The sequence below is a fragment of the Streptomyces sp. SYP-A7185 genome, assembly GCF_046103685.1.
Taxonomy (GTDB): Bacteria; Actinomycetota; Actinomycetes; order Streptomycetales; family Streptomycetaceae; genus Streptomyces.
In genome coordinates, this window is the sequence record NZ_CP122310.1 from 1,565,486 (window position 1) to 1,581,475 (window position 15,990).

At 70.3% G+C, this 15,990-nt stretch carries 11 protein-coding genes; 8 read left to right on the forward strand and 3 right to left on the reverse strand.

The genetic code is table 11. The features are described from left to right. Positions 1-171 precede the first annotated feature (171 nt). The 5 genes from QBL25_RS06670 (at position 172) to QBL25_RS06690 (ending at position 4,614) form a co-directional block, all read left to right on the forward strand. Complete coding sequence (locus tag QBL25_RS06670) at positions 172-744, forward strand: TetR/AcrR family transcriptional regulator (protein WP_409056062.1); 573 nt, start codon at positions 172-174, stop codon at positions 742-744. Between the two features lie 64 nt (positions 745-808). Next, on the forward strand, positions 809-1,510 hold the full coding sequence (locus QBL25_RS06675; RefSeq protein ID WP_409056063.1) for a DUF4865 family protein: 702 nt from the start codon (positions 809-811) through the stop codon (positions 1,508-1,510). Positions 1,511-1,536: 26 nt separating this feature from the next. After that, positions 1,537-2,481, forward strand: coding sequence for a phosphotriesterase (locus QBL25_RS06680; protein WP_409062571.1), 945 nt, complete (start codon positions 1,537-1,539; stop codon positions 2,479-2,481). Between the two features lie 61 nt (positions 2,482-2,542). After that, a complete protein-coding gene (locus tag QBL25_RS06685; RefSeq protein WP_409056064.1) occupies positions 2,543-3,139 on the forward strand; it encodes a TetR/AcrR family transcriptional regulator in 597 nt (198 codons plus the stop codon). 224 nt (positions 3,140-3,363) lie between these two features. Continuing rightward, positions 3,364-4,614, forward strand: coding sequence for an MFS transporter (locus QBL25_RS06690; protein WP_409056065.1), 1,251 nt, complete (start codon positions 3,364-3,366; stop codon positions 4,612-4,614). Here the strand turns inward: QBL25_RS06690 and QBL25_RS06695 are convergent. Continuing rightward, on the reverse strand, positions 4,611-5,843 hold the full coding sequence (locus QBL25_RS06695) for an ROK family protein (protein ID WP_409056066.1): 1,233 nt from the start codon (positions 5,841-5,843) through the stop codon (positions 4,611-4,613). The two genes, QBL25_RS06690 and QBL25_RS06695, sit on opposite strands and share 4 nt — an antisense overlap. A gap of 273 nt (positions 5,844-6,116) precedes the next feature. On the opposite strand from QBL25_RS06695, the gene QBL25_RS06700 reads away from it, so the two are divergent. The 3 genes from QBL25_RS06700 (at position 6,117) to QBL25_RS06710 (ending at position 9,951) form a co-directional block, all read left to right on the forward strand. Next, positions 6,117-7,334 (forward strand): MFS transporter, encoded by a 1,218-nt coding sequence (locus QBL25_RS06700; RefSeq protein WP_409056067.1) that lies wholly within the window; start codon positions 6,117-6,119, stop codon positions 7,332-7,334. A 261-nt stretch (positions 7,335-7,595) separates the two neighbouring features. Beyond that, a protein-coding gene (locus tag QBL25_RS06705) for an IS5 family transposase (RefSeq protein ID WP_409056068.1) occupies positions 7,596-8,542 on the forward strand; the annotation gives its coding sequence in 2 pieces (ribosomal slippage) (positions 7,596-7,995 and positions 7,995-8,542; 948 coding nt in all). Between the two features lie 158 nt (positions 8,543-8,700). Beyond that, positions 8,701-9,951, forward strand: coding sequence for an IS701 family transposase (locus tag QBL25_RS06710; RefSeq protein ID WP_409056069.1), 1,251 nt, complete (start codon positions 8,701-8,703; stop codon positions 9,949-9,951). 177 nt (positions 9,952-10,128) lie between these two features. Here QBL25_RS06710 and QBL25_RS06715 read toward each other — a convergent pair whose 3' ends face one another. Both QBL25_RS06715 and ppdK read right to left on the reverse strand, forming a co-directional pair. Then, positions 10,129-12,927 carry a glycosyl hydrolase gene (locus QBL25_RS06715; protein WP_409056070.1) on the reverse strand — a complete coding sequence of 933 codons (2,799 nt, stop codon included), beginning with the start codon at positions 12,925-12,927 and terminating at the stop codon, positions 10,129-10,131. A gap of 320 nt (positions 12,928-13,247) precedes the next feature. Continuing rightward, the gene (gene ppdK / locus QBL25_RS06720) at positions 13,248-15,926 is read right to left on the reverse strand and encodes a pyruvate, phosphate dikinase (RefSeq protein ID WP_409056071.1); all 2,679 of its coding nucleotides are present in this window, start codon (positions 15,924-15,926) and stop codon (positions 13,248-13,250) included. Between the last annotated feature and the right edge of the window lie 64 nt (positions 15,927-15,990).

A 15,990-nucleotide genomic window follows, 5' to 3' on the forward strand; every position in this document is an offset into this window, starting at 1 on the left:
AGACTCGCGCTCCGAGGGGGTCCGAGTCGTCGTACGGCCAGCGGCAGTGCGCGTACCACGGCGGGAGTACATGGCGAGGGCAGGCCTGCTCCCGGGGTGGGGGGCGCTGCCCGGATGGGGGCCGAGGCCGCCGTCTGGATCTCTGTACCTACTAGTATGTACAGTGGATCCATGAGCACTCCGGAGCGCCTGATCGAGTCCACGCGCGAACTGCTGTGGGAACGCGGCTACGTCGGCACGAGCCCCAAGGCGATCCAGCAGCACGCGGGCGCCGGCCAGGGGAGTATGTACCACCACTTCAGCGGCAAACCCGACCTGGCGCTCGCCGCGATCCGCCGCACGGCGGACGAGATGCAGGCCACGGCCGAGGGCGTGCTGGGCGGCACCGGTTCGGCGTACGAGCGCATCGAGGCGTATCTGATGCGCGAGCGGGACGTCATGCGGGGCTGCCCGGTCGGGCGGCTGACCATGGACCCGGACGTCGTCGCGAGCGACGAGCTGCGCGCACCCGTCACCGAGACGCTCGACTGGCTGCGGGGCCGGATCGCCGGGATCGTCGAAGAGGGCCAGGCCAAGGGCGAGTTCGCGGCCACGCTCGACGCCCCGGCCATCGCGGCGACGGTCGTGGCGACCGTCCAGGGCGGCTATGTCCTCGCCCGTGCCTCGGGGTCTCCCACGGCGTTCGACACCGGCGTGCGCGGCTTGCTCGCCCTCCTCTTCGCCGCCACCACTCCATCTCCGTAGAGGACTTGAGACGCAAAGGACTCGAGACGCACCGGGCGGACAAAGCACGAAGGAGCAGGTCATCATGCACGCGATGCAGTACGAGATAACGCTTCCGGCCGACTACGACATGGGAATCATTCGCAACCGGGTCGCCGCAAAAGGCCATCTGCTGGACGACTATGCGGGCCTCGGGGCCAAGGCGTATCTGATCCGTGAGCGCGGTGTCGACGGCTCCCCCGTGAACCAGTACGCCCCGTTCTACCTCTGGAACACTCCCGAGGGCATGAACTCCTTCCTCTGGGGGCCCGGGTTCCAGGGCATCGTGGAGGACTTCGGGCGGCCAGAAGTGCAGCATTGGGGCGGGGTGGCGTTCGTGGAGGGGGCCGCGTCATCCGCCTCGTCCGCATCGACCGCCTCGTCCACGTCGTCAGCCTCGTCCGCCTCCTCCACGTCGTTCGCCTCGCCTGCGGATTCCTCAGACTCCCCCCTTCCTGAAGCGCCCGCTCCCACCCCCTCCCCCAAAGCCGCGATACGGCGCCGCATGCGCATCCCGGACCGAACCCCGCTGGGCGCCTTCGCCACCGAACTCGCCCACGAGGCCGAACGGTTGGCGCGTCAGGATGGGGCGCTCTACGCCGCCGTGGCCATCGATCCGCGCACGTGGGAGGCAGTGCATTTCACCCTCTGGGACCACGCATCCCCCAAGGGCGAGGGAGAGATCTTCCAGGTCCTGCACCTTTCGGCTCCGGAGCGCGCTCTCCTCCCCCAAGGGCGCCAGTGGTGAACGCAGCCCGTACCGCCCCCGGTCGCATCGATCGCGAGGCCGCCCCTGCGGTCCGTACCGTTCTCGGTGATATCGCGCCCACCGACCTCGGCGTCTGCGATGCCCACGATCACCTGTTCCTTACCAGTCCTCAGCTCCCGGGCCAGGAGCTCTCATCAGCCACCTTGGCCGGAGAGGAGCTCGCCGCCTTCCGTGCTGCGGGCGGCGAAAGCCTCATCCAGTGGACTCCTCTTGGAATGGGCCGCCACGCGGGTGAACTGACCCGGCTGTCCCGGGCCACGGGCGTACGCATCGTGGCGGCGACCGGCTTGCATCAAGCAGTCCACTACGAGCAGGAGTTGCTGGCCCGGCTGCGCGCCGAGGGCCTCGCGGACGTTTTCGTGCGCGAGCTGACGCAAGGGATCGGCGGCACTGGTGTGCGTGCAGGGTTGATCAAGGTGGCGGGCGGTTTCCACGGCCTGGACGCGCACGCCCGCTGGACGATGGACGCGGCGGCCGAGGCGCACCACGCGACGGGCGCGCCCATCTCCGTCCACCTGGAACTGGGGACGGGTGCGTTGGACGTACTCGACTTGCTGTGCGGGGAGTTGTCGGTACCGGCCGGAAAGGTGGTTCTCGGCCACCTGAACCGCTCCCCCGATCTGACCGTTCACCGCGAGGCCGCGGCGGCCGGGGCCCACCTGGCCTTCGACGGGCCTTCCCGCGCCCACCACGCCACGGACTGGCGCATGCCGGATGCCGTGCAGGCCCTGGTCGAGGCGGGCTTCGCGGACCAGCTGCTCCTGGGCGGCGACACCACCACCGCCGGGGCACGCGCGGTGAACGGCGGCCCAGGGCTGCCGTATCTGCTGCGCAGAGTCCGTCCGCGGCTCGAACTCGCCGTGGGGGCAAGCGTGGTGGCGAGGATGCTGACGGTCAACCCGGGGCGCGCCTTCGCGGTGGAGTGGGAGCGGGGATCGGTCCAGGAGTGAGGCCGGGCACGCCTGCGACCACGTATTGCACCGACCATTCCAAAACATGTACGGTACCGACATGGCCCGACCGAGAACCTTTGACGAGGAGCGGGCCCTGGACGCGGCGATGCGCGCCTTCTGGGCGAATGGTTACGAGGCCACCTCGACCCAGGACCTGTGCGACGCCACCGGCCTGGGCCGCAGCAGCATCTACAACACCTTCAGCAGCAAACACGAACTGTTCCAGCGGGCCCTGGCCCGCTACATCGACTCCATGACGTCCGACCAGGTGAAGATCCTGGAAGACGCCGAACGCTCCCCGACGGAACGCCTCCGCGCCCTGTTCGCCCGGATCATCGACACCGAGTTCGAGTGCCGCGAGGGCGAGCACAGCATCGGGTGCCTGACCGTGAACACGACGGTCGAGCTGGCCGGCCGCGACCCCGCAGCCGCCGAGATGCTCGCACGCGACCTCTCGGCCCGGCTGGCCGCCATCAGCGCCGTCATCCGTGCGGGGCAGAGCGGCGGCGACATCACCTCCACGCGAGACGCGGACGACCTGGCCCGCTTCCTGAACGCCGTCATCGGCGGCATGCGGGTCTCCGCCCAGGGCGGCGCGGATCGCGCGGCCCTGACGACCATCGCTGACACCGCCTTGGACGCGCTGGCCCGCTGACCCGCTGACTCACGAACCCACCGACTCACGCACCCACCGACTCACCGCCTCAGCAACCTGCCGACTCACCGACCTGCGGATTCGCTGGCCTGTGGCCTGTCGGCCCGTCGCCCCGGGGTACACCCAGGGCTCGCTCCCGCACGCCCTCGTTTTGTACTGAACAGTTCACAACTCCCGACCCCTCCCCGCCCCTCCTCCCTCTCACTCTCCCGACAGGAGCCCCCATGCCACGCGCCGTCTACCTCCTGGCACTCGGCATCTTCGCCATGGTGACCAGTGAATTCGTGGTCGCCGGGCTGATGCCTCTCATGGCCGACGGACTGAATGCCACGATTCCGGAGATCGGGTACCTGATCACCGCCTTCGCCGCAGCGATGGCGTTCGGCGGGCCCATCCTCACGATCGCTCTGCTGAAAATGCGTCAGAAGTCGGCGCTGATGGTCTTGTTCGGCATCTTCCTGGCGGGCAACGTCATGGCCGCCCTCGCTCCGGATTACCGCACCATGCTCGTGGCCCGCGTCATCACCGGCATCGCCTCGCAGGCCTTCTTCGGTGTCTCCATCTCCATGTGCGTGCGACTCACCCGCCCCGAAATACGCGGCAGGGCCATCGCCGTAGCCCTCAACGGGTTGATGCTGGGCACGCTCCTCGGACTGCCGCTCTCCACGGTCATCGGCGAACACCTGGGCTGGCGCGCGGCGTTCTGGGCCATCACCGGCCTGACCGTCCTCGCCGCGCTCGCCACCCTCGTCGGAGTACCGCGCACCGAGCACGCCGAGCGTGCCGAGCACGACAGCGGCGCGGACGGCAGCGAAGAAGGCGGCGGTTTGCGTCAGGAACTGCGTGTCTTCCGCAGCCGTCGGCTCTGGCTGACGCTCACCACCAGCACCTTCATCATCGGCGCCACGTTCTCCGCCTTCAGCTACCTCAACCCGATCCTCACCGAGATCACCGGCTTCTCCACGGGCACGGTCCCGCTGCTGCTCATCGCGTACGGGGCGGCCACCGTGATCGGCAACACCGTCGTCGGCCGACTCGCCGACCGGCATACCGTGCCGGTCCTGCTGACCGGTCTGCTGCTCAACCTGGCGTTCCTCGCCGGCTTCGCCCTGCTCGCCCAACTGAGCCTGGCAGCCGTGGTGTTGATGACCGGGATCGGTCTGGTCGGCGTCACCATGAACCCCGCCCTGGTGACCCGCGTCCAGCGCGCGGGCAACGCCCGGCCGCTGGTCAACACGGTCCACTCCTCGTTCATCACCCTCGGCATCATCATCGCGACGTCCGTGGGCGGGCCCGCCATCGACGCGTACGGGCTGCGCGCGCCGCTCTGGATCGGTGCCGCTCTCGCCGCGCTCGGCCTCGTCACGCTGCTGCCCGACCTCAAGCGCCTGCGCGACCGCCGGACCACCCCGGCCGCGCCGCCCGCCCAGGCCACACCGACCGCCCCGGAGGACACCACGGCCCGCGTCGGTTAGCCCAGCGCCCCGAGGGGGTCGTCGAGCACCGGCTGCCAGGCCAGCTCGGCGGCCCCCACCAGGCTGTTGTGATCAAGGGTGCAGGCCAGGATGGGTACGCCGCCGCTGCGTCCCCACAGGCTCCGGTCGGCGACGACGGCACGCAGCCGCTCGGGGTCGGCTTCGAGGAGCGCGCGATGCAGGCCGCCCAGGATGATGCGGTCCGGGTTGAGGATGTTCACCAGGCCCGCGAGCCCCAGGCCGAGGCGGTCGATGAGCTCCTCGGCCGCGGCACGCACCGCGGGGTCCTCGCCCGCGTCGCGCAGCAGTTCGCGGGCCTGGAGCAGCAAGCCCTCGGGGCCCGGTTCACGGCCCGCCGCCGTGAGGAAGGCCAGCGGGTCCGTCTCGACGTCCAGACAGCCCCGGCTGCCGCAGTGGCAAGGGCGCCCCTCCGGATTGACGGTGAGGTGGCCGACCTCCAGCGCCAGGCCCGAACTGCCCGTGTGCAGCCGCCCGTCGAGCACGAGCGCACCACCGACGCCCCGGTGGCCGGTCGCCACGCACAGCAGATCGCGGGCCCCGCGCCCGGCTCCGTGGCGATGCTCGGCGAGTGCGGCGAGGTTGACGTCGTTGGCCGCGAACGCCGGCCCGGTGATGCCGGCGTCCCGTACGCAGTCGGCGAAGATCTGGCGCACCTGCGAGCCCGCGGGCCACGCCAGGTGCAGCGGGTTGAGCGCGGTGCCCTCCGGTTCGGCGACGGCCGACGGCACCGCCAGACCCGCGCCCACGCAGCGCCTGCCGGTCTCCCGCAGCAGTTGGGCGCCCGCGTCGATGACCGAGCCGAGCACCTGGGCCGGGTCGGCGCCGATCGTCTCGCAGCCGGGCGCGGTGGCGACGATGCGGCCGCCGAGACCGACGAGCGCGGCCCGGAAACCGTCCGAGTGCACCTGCGTGGCCAGCGCGACCGGCCCGTCCTCCGCGATCGACAGACCGTGCGAGGGGCGGCCCTGGGAACCCGCGGGCGCGCTCGGCCGCGCGTCGATCCTGATCAGACCGAGGGCTTCCAGTTCGGCGGCGACGGCGCCCGCGGTGGCGCGGGTGACACCGAGTTCGGCGGTGAGCACGGCACGGGTCGGGGCGCGCCCGGTGTGGACGAGTTCGAGCGCGGGACCGAGCGCGCCACGCCCTCGCTCAAGGCGCGTACGCGTGGACAGATCCCCCTCGGTGCGGGGGGCAGCCTTGCCGTTCATGAGGGCGAGTCTCCCATGATCCGTACGCCGTCTCGCCGTTCGGCCGCCATCTGCTCGTGCACCGCTCTTCCCCTGCCCTTCCCTTGCCACCTCACGAAAACCCTTCCCCTGCCCCTGCCCGGCGCCGCACGAAAACCTCCGCCCGCCCCGCCTTGGTCTCCCCCACCCGGCCCCCGAGCGACGATCCCCCACGTGACCCCACCGACCACCGGTGACCGCCGCCTCACAGGAACCGCCTTGTACGTCACGGGGGCACCCCTCTACTCTGACTTTGTGCCGCTCCTAAACAAAACCACGTCCGCAGCGTCGCGGGCCACTCCCCCGGGCCTTGTCCGGCTCCGTGTCGCACTCACCGTCTTCTTCGCGCTCGACGGCTTCATCTTCGCCGGATGGGTCGTCCGCATCCCCGCCATCAAGGAACAGACCGGCGCGTCGGCCAGCGACCTCGGCCTCGCGCTGCTCGGCGTCTCCGCCGGTGCCGTGATCACCATGACGCTCACCGGACGGCTCTGCCGCCGCTTCGGCAGCCACCCGGTGACGGTCGCGTGCGGCGTCCTGCTCGCGCTGAGCGTGGCGCTGCCACCGCTGACCCACTCGGCACTGGCCCTGGGCGCGGTCCTCCTGGTCTTCGGGGCGGGTTACGGCGGCATCAACGTCGCCATGAACAGCGCCGCCGTCGACCTCGTGGCCGCGATGCGGCGTCCGATCATGCCCAGTTTCCACGCCGCCTTCAGCCTGGGCGGCATGGTCGGTGCCGGGGTCGGCGGCCTCATAGCCGGCGCCCTCTCCCCCACCCGCCACCTGCTCGGCCTCACCGTCATCGGCCTGATCGTCACCGCCGTAGCCGGACGCGTCCTCCTGCGCCTCGAACCCCCGGCCCCGCCGGCCGACCGCCCGGCCACCGACGGCACCCGGCGCCGCCTCGACACCCGTACCCGGCGCCTGGTCATCGTCTTCGGGCTCATCGCCCTGTGCACCGCCTACGGCGAAGGCGCACTCGCCGACTGGGGCGCCCTCCACCTCGAACAGGACCTCAACGCCCACCCCGGCATCGCAGCCGCCGGCTACTCCTGCTTCGCCCTGGCCATGACCGTCGGCCGCCTCAGCGGCACCACCCTCCTCGAACGCCTGGGCCAGACCCCGATCCTCGTCGGAGGCGGCGCCACCGCCGCCGCAGGCATGCTCCTGGGCGCACTGGCCCCCACCACCTGGCTCGCCCTCCTCGGCTTCGCCGTCACCGGCCTCGGACTCGCCAACATCTTCCCCGTAGCCGTCGAACGCGCCGGCACCCACGCAGGACCCAACGGCGTCGCCACCGCCTCCACCCTCGGCTACGGCGGCATGCTCCTCGGACCACCCGCCATCGGCTTCATGGCCGACTGGTTCACCCTCCCCACCGCCCTCACCAGCGTCGCCGTCCTCGCCGCACTCGCCGCCACCATCGGCTACACCACCCGCCGCCCACAGGGCGGCGAAGCAGAGGGTCGGTGATCACTCCTGCCGTGCGGGTGGGGAGCGGGGCTTGACGTGAGCGTCGGCGGGGCTGGATCGCCCCGCCGACACGTATGACCACCCTTCCCGATCACGCCGACGTATCACAGCGCCCGATCACGGCGCCCTGTCGATCACGCCGCCCGACCACACCGCTTCGGCCGAGCCGGGATCGGCGAGTGCTGCCCGATCAGCTAGGCCGTTTCTGATGGCTCTTGCTGGGTTGGGTGGATCAGTGCTGACGCCGGGCACGTGGGTCATATGGTGCGACGTCATGAACTGACCGATGCGCAGTGGCGGAGGATCGAGTCGCTGCTGCCGGTGAACGGCGGCCCGGGCGGGCAGTGGGCGGATCACCGGCGGGTGATCAACGGTGTGCTGTTCCGGGCCCGCACGGGGGTGCCGTGGCCGGATCTCCCAGAGCGGTATGGGCCGTGGCAGACCATCTATGAGCGCCATCGCCGCTGGTCGGCCGACGGGACCTGGCAGCGGATCCTGACCGAGCTGCAGATCGACGCCGATGCAGGTGACCCCGATGGTGCCCTCGCCCGGTCCGCAGACAAAGAGGCCGAGTGGGCGGTGAACATCGACTCGACCTCCTGCCGGGCGCATCAGCATGCGGCCGGGGCCCGGCATCGGCCGCCGCATGATTTCCCGCAAAAGGGGGCGGGGCGCGTGTGGAGGCCGATGGACGCGAGGCCCTGGGACGTTCCCGGGGCGGACTGACCAGCAAAATCCACTTTCTGGCCGATGACCGGGCCCGGCCGCTGGTCTGGGAGACAACGCCCGGCCAGCGGGGCGACAACCCCATGCTCGTGCCCGTCCTGGAGCAACTGCGGGTCTACCGGCACGGGCCCGGACGCCCCCGCACCCGCCCGGACCGACTCCGCGGCGACAAGGCCTACTCCAGCCGTGACACCCGCGCCTACCTGCGCCGACGGCACATCAAAGCGACCATCGCCCAGCCCGATGACCAGCGTGAACACCGTCGCCGGCGCGGCCGCAGCGGCGGCCGGCCTCCGGCCTTCGACTCGGATCAGTACCGGCGCCGCAGTGCCGCCGAACGCTGCGTCAGCAAGTGGAAGCAATTCCGTGCGGTCGCCAGCCGCTACGACAAACGCGCCTACATCTTCCACGGCACACTGACCGTCACCGCCATGGTCATCTGGCTCCGCGACATCGTCCAAGAGCCATCAGAAACGCCCTAGTACTCCAGCCGGACTTCGCTGTCTGACCTGTGGCGTTGGCCGGGCGGCTGGAGTGTAGCGGGCCGGACCATGGTCAGGGACGGTCTCACGGGGGCCGCCCCTCGAACGTGCGACCCCGCCGCCGGTAATGGCAGCGTCGGGGGCACGGTCTTCTTGTGATGACCGAGCGTGCTGCCGCGCAGTGGGGCCGGGAACTCGACGACCTTCTGATCACCGTCGGCCGTCGTTTCGGCCGGGTGGAGCTGCGGCGCCGGATGCGTGACTACGTCCGCGGGCTGCTCGCCCCGGTCGCCCGGAAGAACAGCTGGCAGCTGGCCGAGCAGGCCGGCCATGCCACCCCCGACGGTCTGCAGCACCTGCTGGCCGGCGCGAAGTGGCAGCCCGACGACGTCCGCGATGACCTGCAGCAATATGTCGCCGACCAGCTCGGCGAGGACGACGGTGTCCTCGTCATCGACGACACCGGCTTCATCAAAAAGGGCACCACCTCTGCCGGGGTGCAGCGTCAGTACTCCGGCACCGCCGGCCGCACCGAGAATTGCCAGATCGGTGTGTTCGCCGCCTACGCCTCCCGCCGCGGACGGGTGCTGGTGGACCGGGAGTTGTACCTCCCCAAGTCCTGGACCGAGGACCAGGAACGCTGCCACGCGGCCAAGATCCCCGATGGCCGGGGGTTCGCCACGAAGGGGCAACTGGCGCGGCACATAGTACTGAGGGCCCTGGCCTCATCCCTGCCCATCACCTGGGTCACTGCGGATTCCGCTTACGGGCAGGAAGACCGCTTCCGCCGGCTGCTGGAACAGTCCGGCGTCGGCTACGTGCTGGCCGTGCCCAAGTCCCAGTTCGCCGTCGGCTGCCCGCGCATCGACCACCTGTTCGCGCAGGCCCCGGCCGAGGCATGGCAGAAGCTCTCCTGCGGCGAAGGGGCGAAGGGACCGCGCATCTACCACTGGGCCGCCGTGCGGCTGCCGGCCGTCGAAGAGTTCGACTACCAGGGCGACGTCCCGTTCCGGATGCGGTGGGCGCTGGCCCGCCGCAGCCTGTCCCGCCCGGATGACATCGCCTACTACCTCGCCTACAGCCCCCTGCAGGTCACCGTCCAGGAACTGGTGCGGATCGCCGGGGCGCGGTGGGCCATCGAGGAGTGTTTCCAGGCGGCGAAGAACGAATGCGGGCTGGACCAGTACGAAGTCCGCCGTTACGTGGGCTGGTACCGGCACATCACGCTGGCCATGCTCGCCCACGCCTTCCTGGCCGTCACCGCCCACCGGGCAAGCGAAAAGGGGGCGCCACCGGTGAAAGCGCCGGGGCCATCGCGCTCACAGTGGCGGAGGTTCGGCGACTCCTGGCAGCTTGTTGTCCCCGGCCCCCGCACCTGCGCGGACAGCGAGGCAGACACCACGCGATGAACTGGTCCAACTGGCGCCGACGGCGCCAGGCAGTCGCCCGACGCTGCCATTACCGGCGGCGGGGTCGCACGTTCGAGGGGCGGCCCCCGTGAGACCGTCCCTGACCATGGTCCGGCCCGCTACACTCCAGCCGCCCGGCCAACGCCACAGGTCAGACAGCGAAGTCCTGCTGGAGTACTAGCCGAAGGGGATCGTGAGCGTCGAGTCGGCCGTGCCGGTCCGGAGCTTGGCCGGGGCGTTGCCGATCGCCGACCACACCTCCAGACGTACCGTCCCTCCCTTCAGGTCTCCCAGGGTGCCCGTCGCCGTCTTGAGGCCGCGGCCCTCGCTGTAGGCCTCCCAGCCGGTCACCGGATCCGTCGCGAAGTACTGATAGGTCTCCGTGCGGTCGAAGGTGCCGTCGCCCGTGAGGTCGTAACTGATCCTGGCCTGCTGGCCGAGGCCGACCGCGGTGCCCGCGTCCACCTGGAGTCGGAAGGCCGTGGCCTTGCCCGCCACGAGCGTGCCGTTGACCTTCTTCGCCTCGTAGACCTGCGGCTGGTGCGGCGTGCCGTCGTGGTTCGCACCGCCCGCCGACGCCAGGGTGTCGCTGCCGGCCGTGGCCCCCGTCGCCGTGGTGAGCGTGCCTCCACTGCGGAGCTGGAAGACGTTCCCCGTGGGCGGGTCGGGGTCCGGGTCGCCGCCGCCCGTTCCGGTGCCCGTGGCGGTGGAGCGGGCCGGGACCGTGAGGGTCGCGCCGTCGGAGAAGGCGACCGTGCGGGGCGAGGAACCGAAGTTGTGCGCCGCGTAGGTGCGTACCGTCCCCTTGCTGAAGACCGCCGACGTGGGGATGTCGCCCGTGATCGTCGTGTCGGGGGCGCCGAGCGTGTCCAGGGTGTTGATCCAGTGGTAGGTGTGCGCCTTGGATTCTCCCTGCTCGGGCGTGTAACCGCCGTTGCCCGCGTCCCATTTGGACTTGGCCGCGGCCGGGTCGGCGAGCGACTCGAATTCCCAGAGGATGTCGCGCCACTCGACGGCCGGACCGCCGTTCTCCCGGATCATTTCGGCGAGGTTGCGCCGGATCGCGGACTTGTGTCCGGCCAGGTGGAGTGAGCCGCCGGTGACCGGCAGGACGTTGATGCCGTGGATCTCCTCGGGGTTGGCCGTCCACCACGTCGCGTACGCCGCTCCACTGCCCCAGACCATGCCGGCCGTGTCATGGCCGAAGCCGGAGGGGAACACCTGCTCGTCGGCGTCGAACCAGTACTGGGCGATCGCCTCGGACTCGGTGGTCAGCAAGTAGGCGCCCAGGTCACGGAGTTCGCTGTTGTCGGTGGCCGACCCCCAGAGCACCAGGGCCGCGCTGAGGTTGGTCGACTCGGACGAGGACTCCTGGTTGTTGCCCGCCGCGAAGCCCTGGTGCCCCGAGGCCCAGCTGTGGCCGGCGTAGACGTCGAAACCGCGCAGGAAGGGGAAGGCCGACTCGCCGCGGGTGGGGTTGGCCGCGTCCTTGATGAGGGTCTTCACCATGCCGCCCCATGCCGAGTCGGCGGCCCAGGCCTGGTCGTACTGGGCGACGATGGCGGCCGCGTACACGTAGTAGCTGTAGTGGAAGTGGTGGTCGTTGAGTTCGGTGTCGCTGCCGTACGACGCCGGGTAGCCGATCAGGGTCTTCCAGTCCTTGTCGTAGGAGAACTCACTCGCGCCGCCTGCGGTGAACCACTCCTGGAGCCGCCCCTTGAGCAGGCCGATGAGTTTGTCGCGGGTCGCCGTCTCGCCGATCTGATCGGCGACGGGGACGAGTTGGGCGAGCCTGCCGAGCGCCTTGCCCGTCCAGTACGTGTCGGTGGCGCCCGAGAACGGATCGGCCGCGTTCGCCGCTTCGTCGAGGTACGTCTTCAGGCGCGCCCGGTCGACGCCCGAGGACTTCGGCAGCGCGGGCAGGACGGACGACGACTTCTGGGTGGTGGTGAAGGACGTGCCCTCGCGCACCTTCATCGTGCCGCGCGGCGACACGTAGGTGTACGAGGTCAGCGGATCGGTCGTGTGCAGCCACTGGTGGCGGTAGAGCGCCTGGAGCGTGCCGGTCTCGCTGCCCTCCTGCGCCTGGGTGGTGAGGGTGTAGCCCGCCTTCACCGAGCCCGCCGAGGAGGACCAGGTCACCTTGGAGCCGGTGACGAAGCTGTAGGCGTACTTCTTGTACGTGGCGAGCGCGTCGGCCGACGGGAGGACGGCCAGCGAGAAGTAGTCCTTGCTGCCCAGACCGGCGGTGACGGTGGAGCCCGAGACCGTCCAGTCGCTGCCGCTCGGCGCGAAGAGGGCGTAGTGGTGGCCCCCCACCGTGATGCCGAGGACATTGCCCTGGTCCGCGAAGACGGTCGGCGCGGCGGCGGTGGTGATCTGGGCGTTGCCGCCCGAGCCCTTGGCGTACACGAAGGGCAGACCGTGGCCGATGGTGGTGCGCAGGGTGCGGGTGCCGTCCGACCAGTAGGGGGTGACGGTCCAGTCGGACCAGGCGTCGGCCTTCGTGTCCGGGGAGTTGAGGCCGGTCAGACCGAGGGTGAGGTCGCGCTTGTGCGCGTACTCGTACTGGCGGCCCTCGCCGACGACCGCGGGGCTTGTGGGGTAGCCGACTTCCAGGCCGCCGGAGGTGGCCTGGTAGGTGAGCGGGTGTCCGTACATCGGGGTGGAGTACGGGTTGTCGCCGTACCGCTGGAAGGCCAGGGACGACCACCAGTCGTTGGTGGGGACCGGCTTGCCCTTGGCGGCCGGGGTGACCTTGGGGGTCACCGGAGCACCGGTGTTGGTGGTGGGTCCGGACGTTCCCGCGGGACGGGTGTCGGAGTAACTGCCGGAGCCTACGGGGACGGTGGCGGCCGCCGCCGGGGTGGCGGCGGGGCCGAGGCCGACGGCGGCCAGCGCGGTGACCAGAATCAAGGCGGCGGCCGGTCTGTGGCGCAGGGCGCGAAGGGTGGGTCTTGAGGGGGCATCTGGCATGGACGGCACCTCGAAGTCATGAAGGCAAGGGCGCTTTGAGAGCGCTCTCAGGTGTCGAGGACCGTAGGACTGCTCACACACAGGCGTCAATAGCTCGCGCACGGGACCGAGTTGGCCCGGCGGAAGTGGTCGTGACTTCGAGCCTTGACGACGCGGTGCCCCGCGGAGTCCTTCCGAGCGCATCTGTGGGGTGCCCGTCGGAGCGACGGGCCCTCGCTCCTGACGACATGCACGGCGGCATCCACGGCCCGGCGATCTTCAAGAAGTCGTCCGCTCTCCGCCACGCCCGTCTACCAGCCGCTCCGACGGCCGCCGGGCCCTCACCTGGTGTCGGACTCAGCGGCTGCGGTCAGCGTCGCTCGCCCGGCCTCCAGCCGGGACGAGGGGACCCTGAACGGCGAACAGGAGACATAGTCCAGGCCCGTTCGGTGGAAGAAGTGAATCGAGTCGGGGTCTCCGCCGTGCTCGCCGCACACTCCAGTGGGCAGGCCCGGCTTGGCGGCCCGGCCCTCCTCCACCGCAAGAGCCACCAGACGGCCCACACCGTCTTGGTCCAAGGTCTCGAACGGCGAGGCGGTGAAGACGCCCTGAGCGAGGTAGGCGGGGAAGAAGGAAGCCTCCGCATCGTCGCGCGAGAGACCCCAGGCCGTCTGAGTGAGGTCGTTGGTGCCGAAGGAGAAGAAATCTGCTTCCCGGGCGATGCGCCCGGCGGTCAGCGCGGCACGCGGCAGTTCGATCATGGTGCCGATCGGGCAGCGGACCGGGGTGCCCGTCTCGACGCCGACATCGGCAAGGACACGCTCCACCTCCGAGCGGATCAGCCGGAACTCTTCGACGGTCGCGACGAGCGGAACCATGATTTCCACCTTGGGGTCGCCGCCGACACGCAGACGTCGCACCATCGCTTCGGCGACGGCACGTACCTGCACGGCCACCAGGCCCGGCACCACCAGGCCGAGACGAACGCCCCGCAGACCGAGCATCGGGTTCTGCTCGCGCAGCCGCTCCACGGATTCGAGCAGCCGCAGATCATGCGGATCCGGGACGTCCGCGGACGCCACCCGAACGGACAACTCGGCGTGGTCGGGCAGGAACTCGTGCAGGGGCGGATCGAGCAGCCGGATCGTGACCGGCAGGCCGTCCATCGCCTCCAGTATCGCGAGGAAGTCCTGCCTCTGCGGCGGCAGGAGGTCGGCGAGGGCCGAGCGCCGTTCGCTCTCGTCGCGAGCAAGGATCATGCGCTCCACCAGGGGGCGCCGCTCGCCGAGGAACATGTGCTCCGTCCGGCACAGCCCGATTCCCCGCGCGCCGTAGCGGCGGGCACGGGCCGCGTCCTCGGGGGTGTCAGCATTGGCCCGCACCTCGAGCTGACGCACCGAGTCCGCGAGGGAGAGCGTCCTCGCGACGGCTTCCGTCAGCGGGCTGTCGGCACGGCCCGTTTCGAGGTATCCACCTACGTCCGACGCAGTCAACGGAAGTGCGCCGAGATGGATCCGGCCCGCCGTCCCGTCCACCGAGATCACGGTGCCTTCCGCCACCACGGTTCCGCCCGGTGCCGTGAACCGCCGCGCCTGCTCGTCGATGGCAAGTGATTCTGCCCCGCACACACAGACCTTCCCCATGCCGCGGGCCACCACGGCCGCATGACTGGTCTTGCCACCCCGCCCGGTGAGCACCGCCTGTGCGGCAACCATGCCGGGGAAGTCGTCGGGCGTGGTCTCACGGCGCACCAGCACCACCTCCTCGCCCTCGGAGGAACGCCGGACGGCCTCCGCCGAATCGAACACCGCGGCGCCGACGGCGGCTCCGGGTGAAGCGGGGAGACCTTCAGCGAGGGGCGACGCGGCAGCGGAACCGGTCTCGAAGCGGGGGAACATCAGGCGGGTGAGCTCTTCTCCCGACACCCGTGCGAGGGTGTCCTCCTCCTGGATCAGACCTTCTCGGTGCAGATCGTGGGCGATGCGGAACGATGCTTCCGCCGTGCGCTTGCCGACCCGGGTCTGCAAGATCCACAGTTTGCCGCGCTCCACGGTGAACTCCACGTCGCACAGGTCCCGGTAGTGGCGTTCCAGCGTCCCCAGATGGGTCAGCAGTTCGGTGTACACACGTGGCTCAAGCAGCTTCAGCTCCCGCAGGGACACGGCACTGCGGACGCCCGAAACGACATCCTCGCCCTGTGCGTCGGGCAGATAGTCGCCGTAGGCCCCGGGAGTGCCGGTAACCGGATCGCGGGTGAAGGCGACTCCGGTCCCGGAGCCGGGACCGAGGTTGCCGAAGACCATGGCTTGGACGGTCACAGCCGTCCCCAGGCCGTCGGGAATGTGCTCGCGCCTGCGGTAAAGCCGGGCGCGTTCACCGTTCCAGGAGGTGAACACGGCCCGCAGGGCGCGGTGCAGTTGCTCGACCGGGTCCTGCGGGAACTCCTCTCCCGCCTCGCACACGATCAGTTCTTTGAACTCCGCGACGAGCCGGGCGAGGTCGCGGGTGTCGAGTCCTGCATCGGCGGGGACGTTCCGCGCCGCCTTGAGGTCTCCGAGGGCACGCTCGAACAGCGCACCGTCGATCCCCATGACCGTACGGCCGAACATCTGCAACAGCCGCCGGTAGGAGTCCCAGGCGAAGCGTTCGTCTCCCCGCGCTTTGGCGAGTCCTACCACCGAGGCATCGGTGAGCCCGACGTCAAGGATGGTCTCCATCATGCCCGGCATGGAGAATTTGCCGCCGGAGCGCACCGAGAGGAGCAGCGGGTCGTCCGCGTCGCCGAGGATGCAGCCCGTGGCATTTTCGAGGCGTCCCAGCGCACGGGCCATCTGGCCGCCGAGTCCCGGCGGCTCCGCGCCTGAGTCGAGAAAGGCCCGGCACCCTTCGGTGGTGACGGTGAAACCGTACGGGACAGGCAGTCCGAGACGCGTCATCTCTGCGAGATTCGCACCCTTTCCGCCGAGCAGGCCGCTCATCTGCCGGCCACCGTCCTCGAACGCGTAGACGTACTGAGTCATGTCGCTGTCCCTCCCAGCCTTGCGGCGACACAGGACGCGGAGTCGATGACCCATGGTGCCCCTG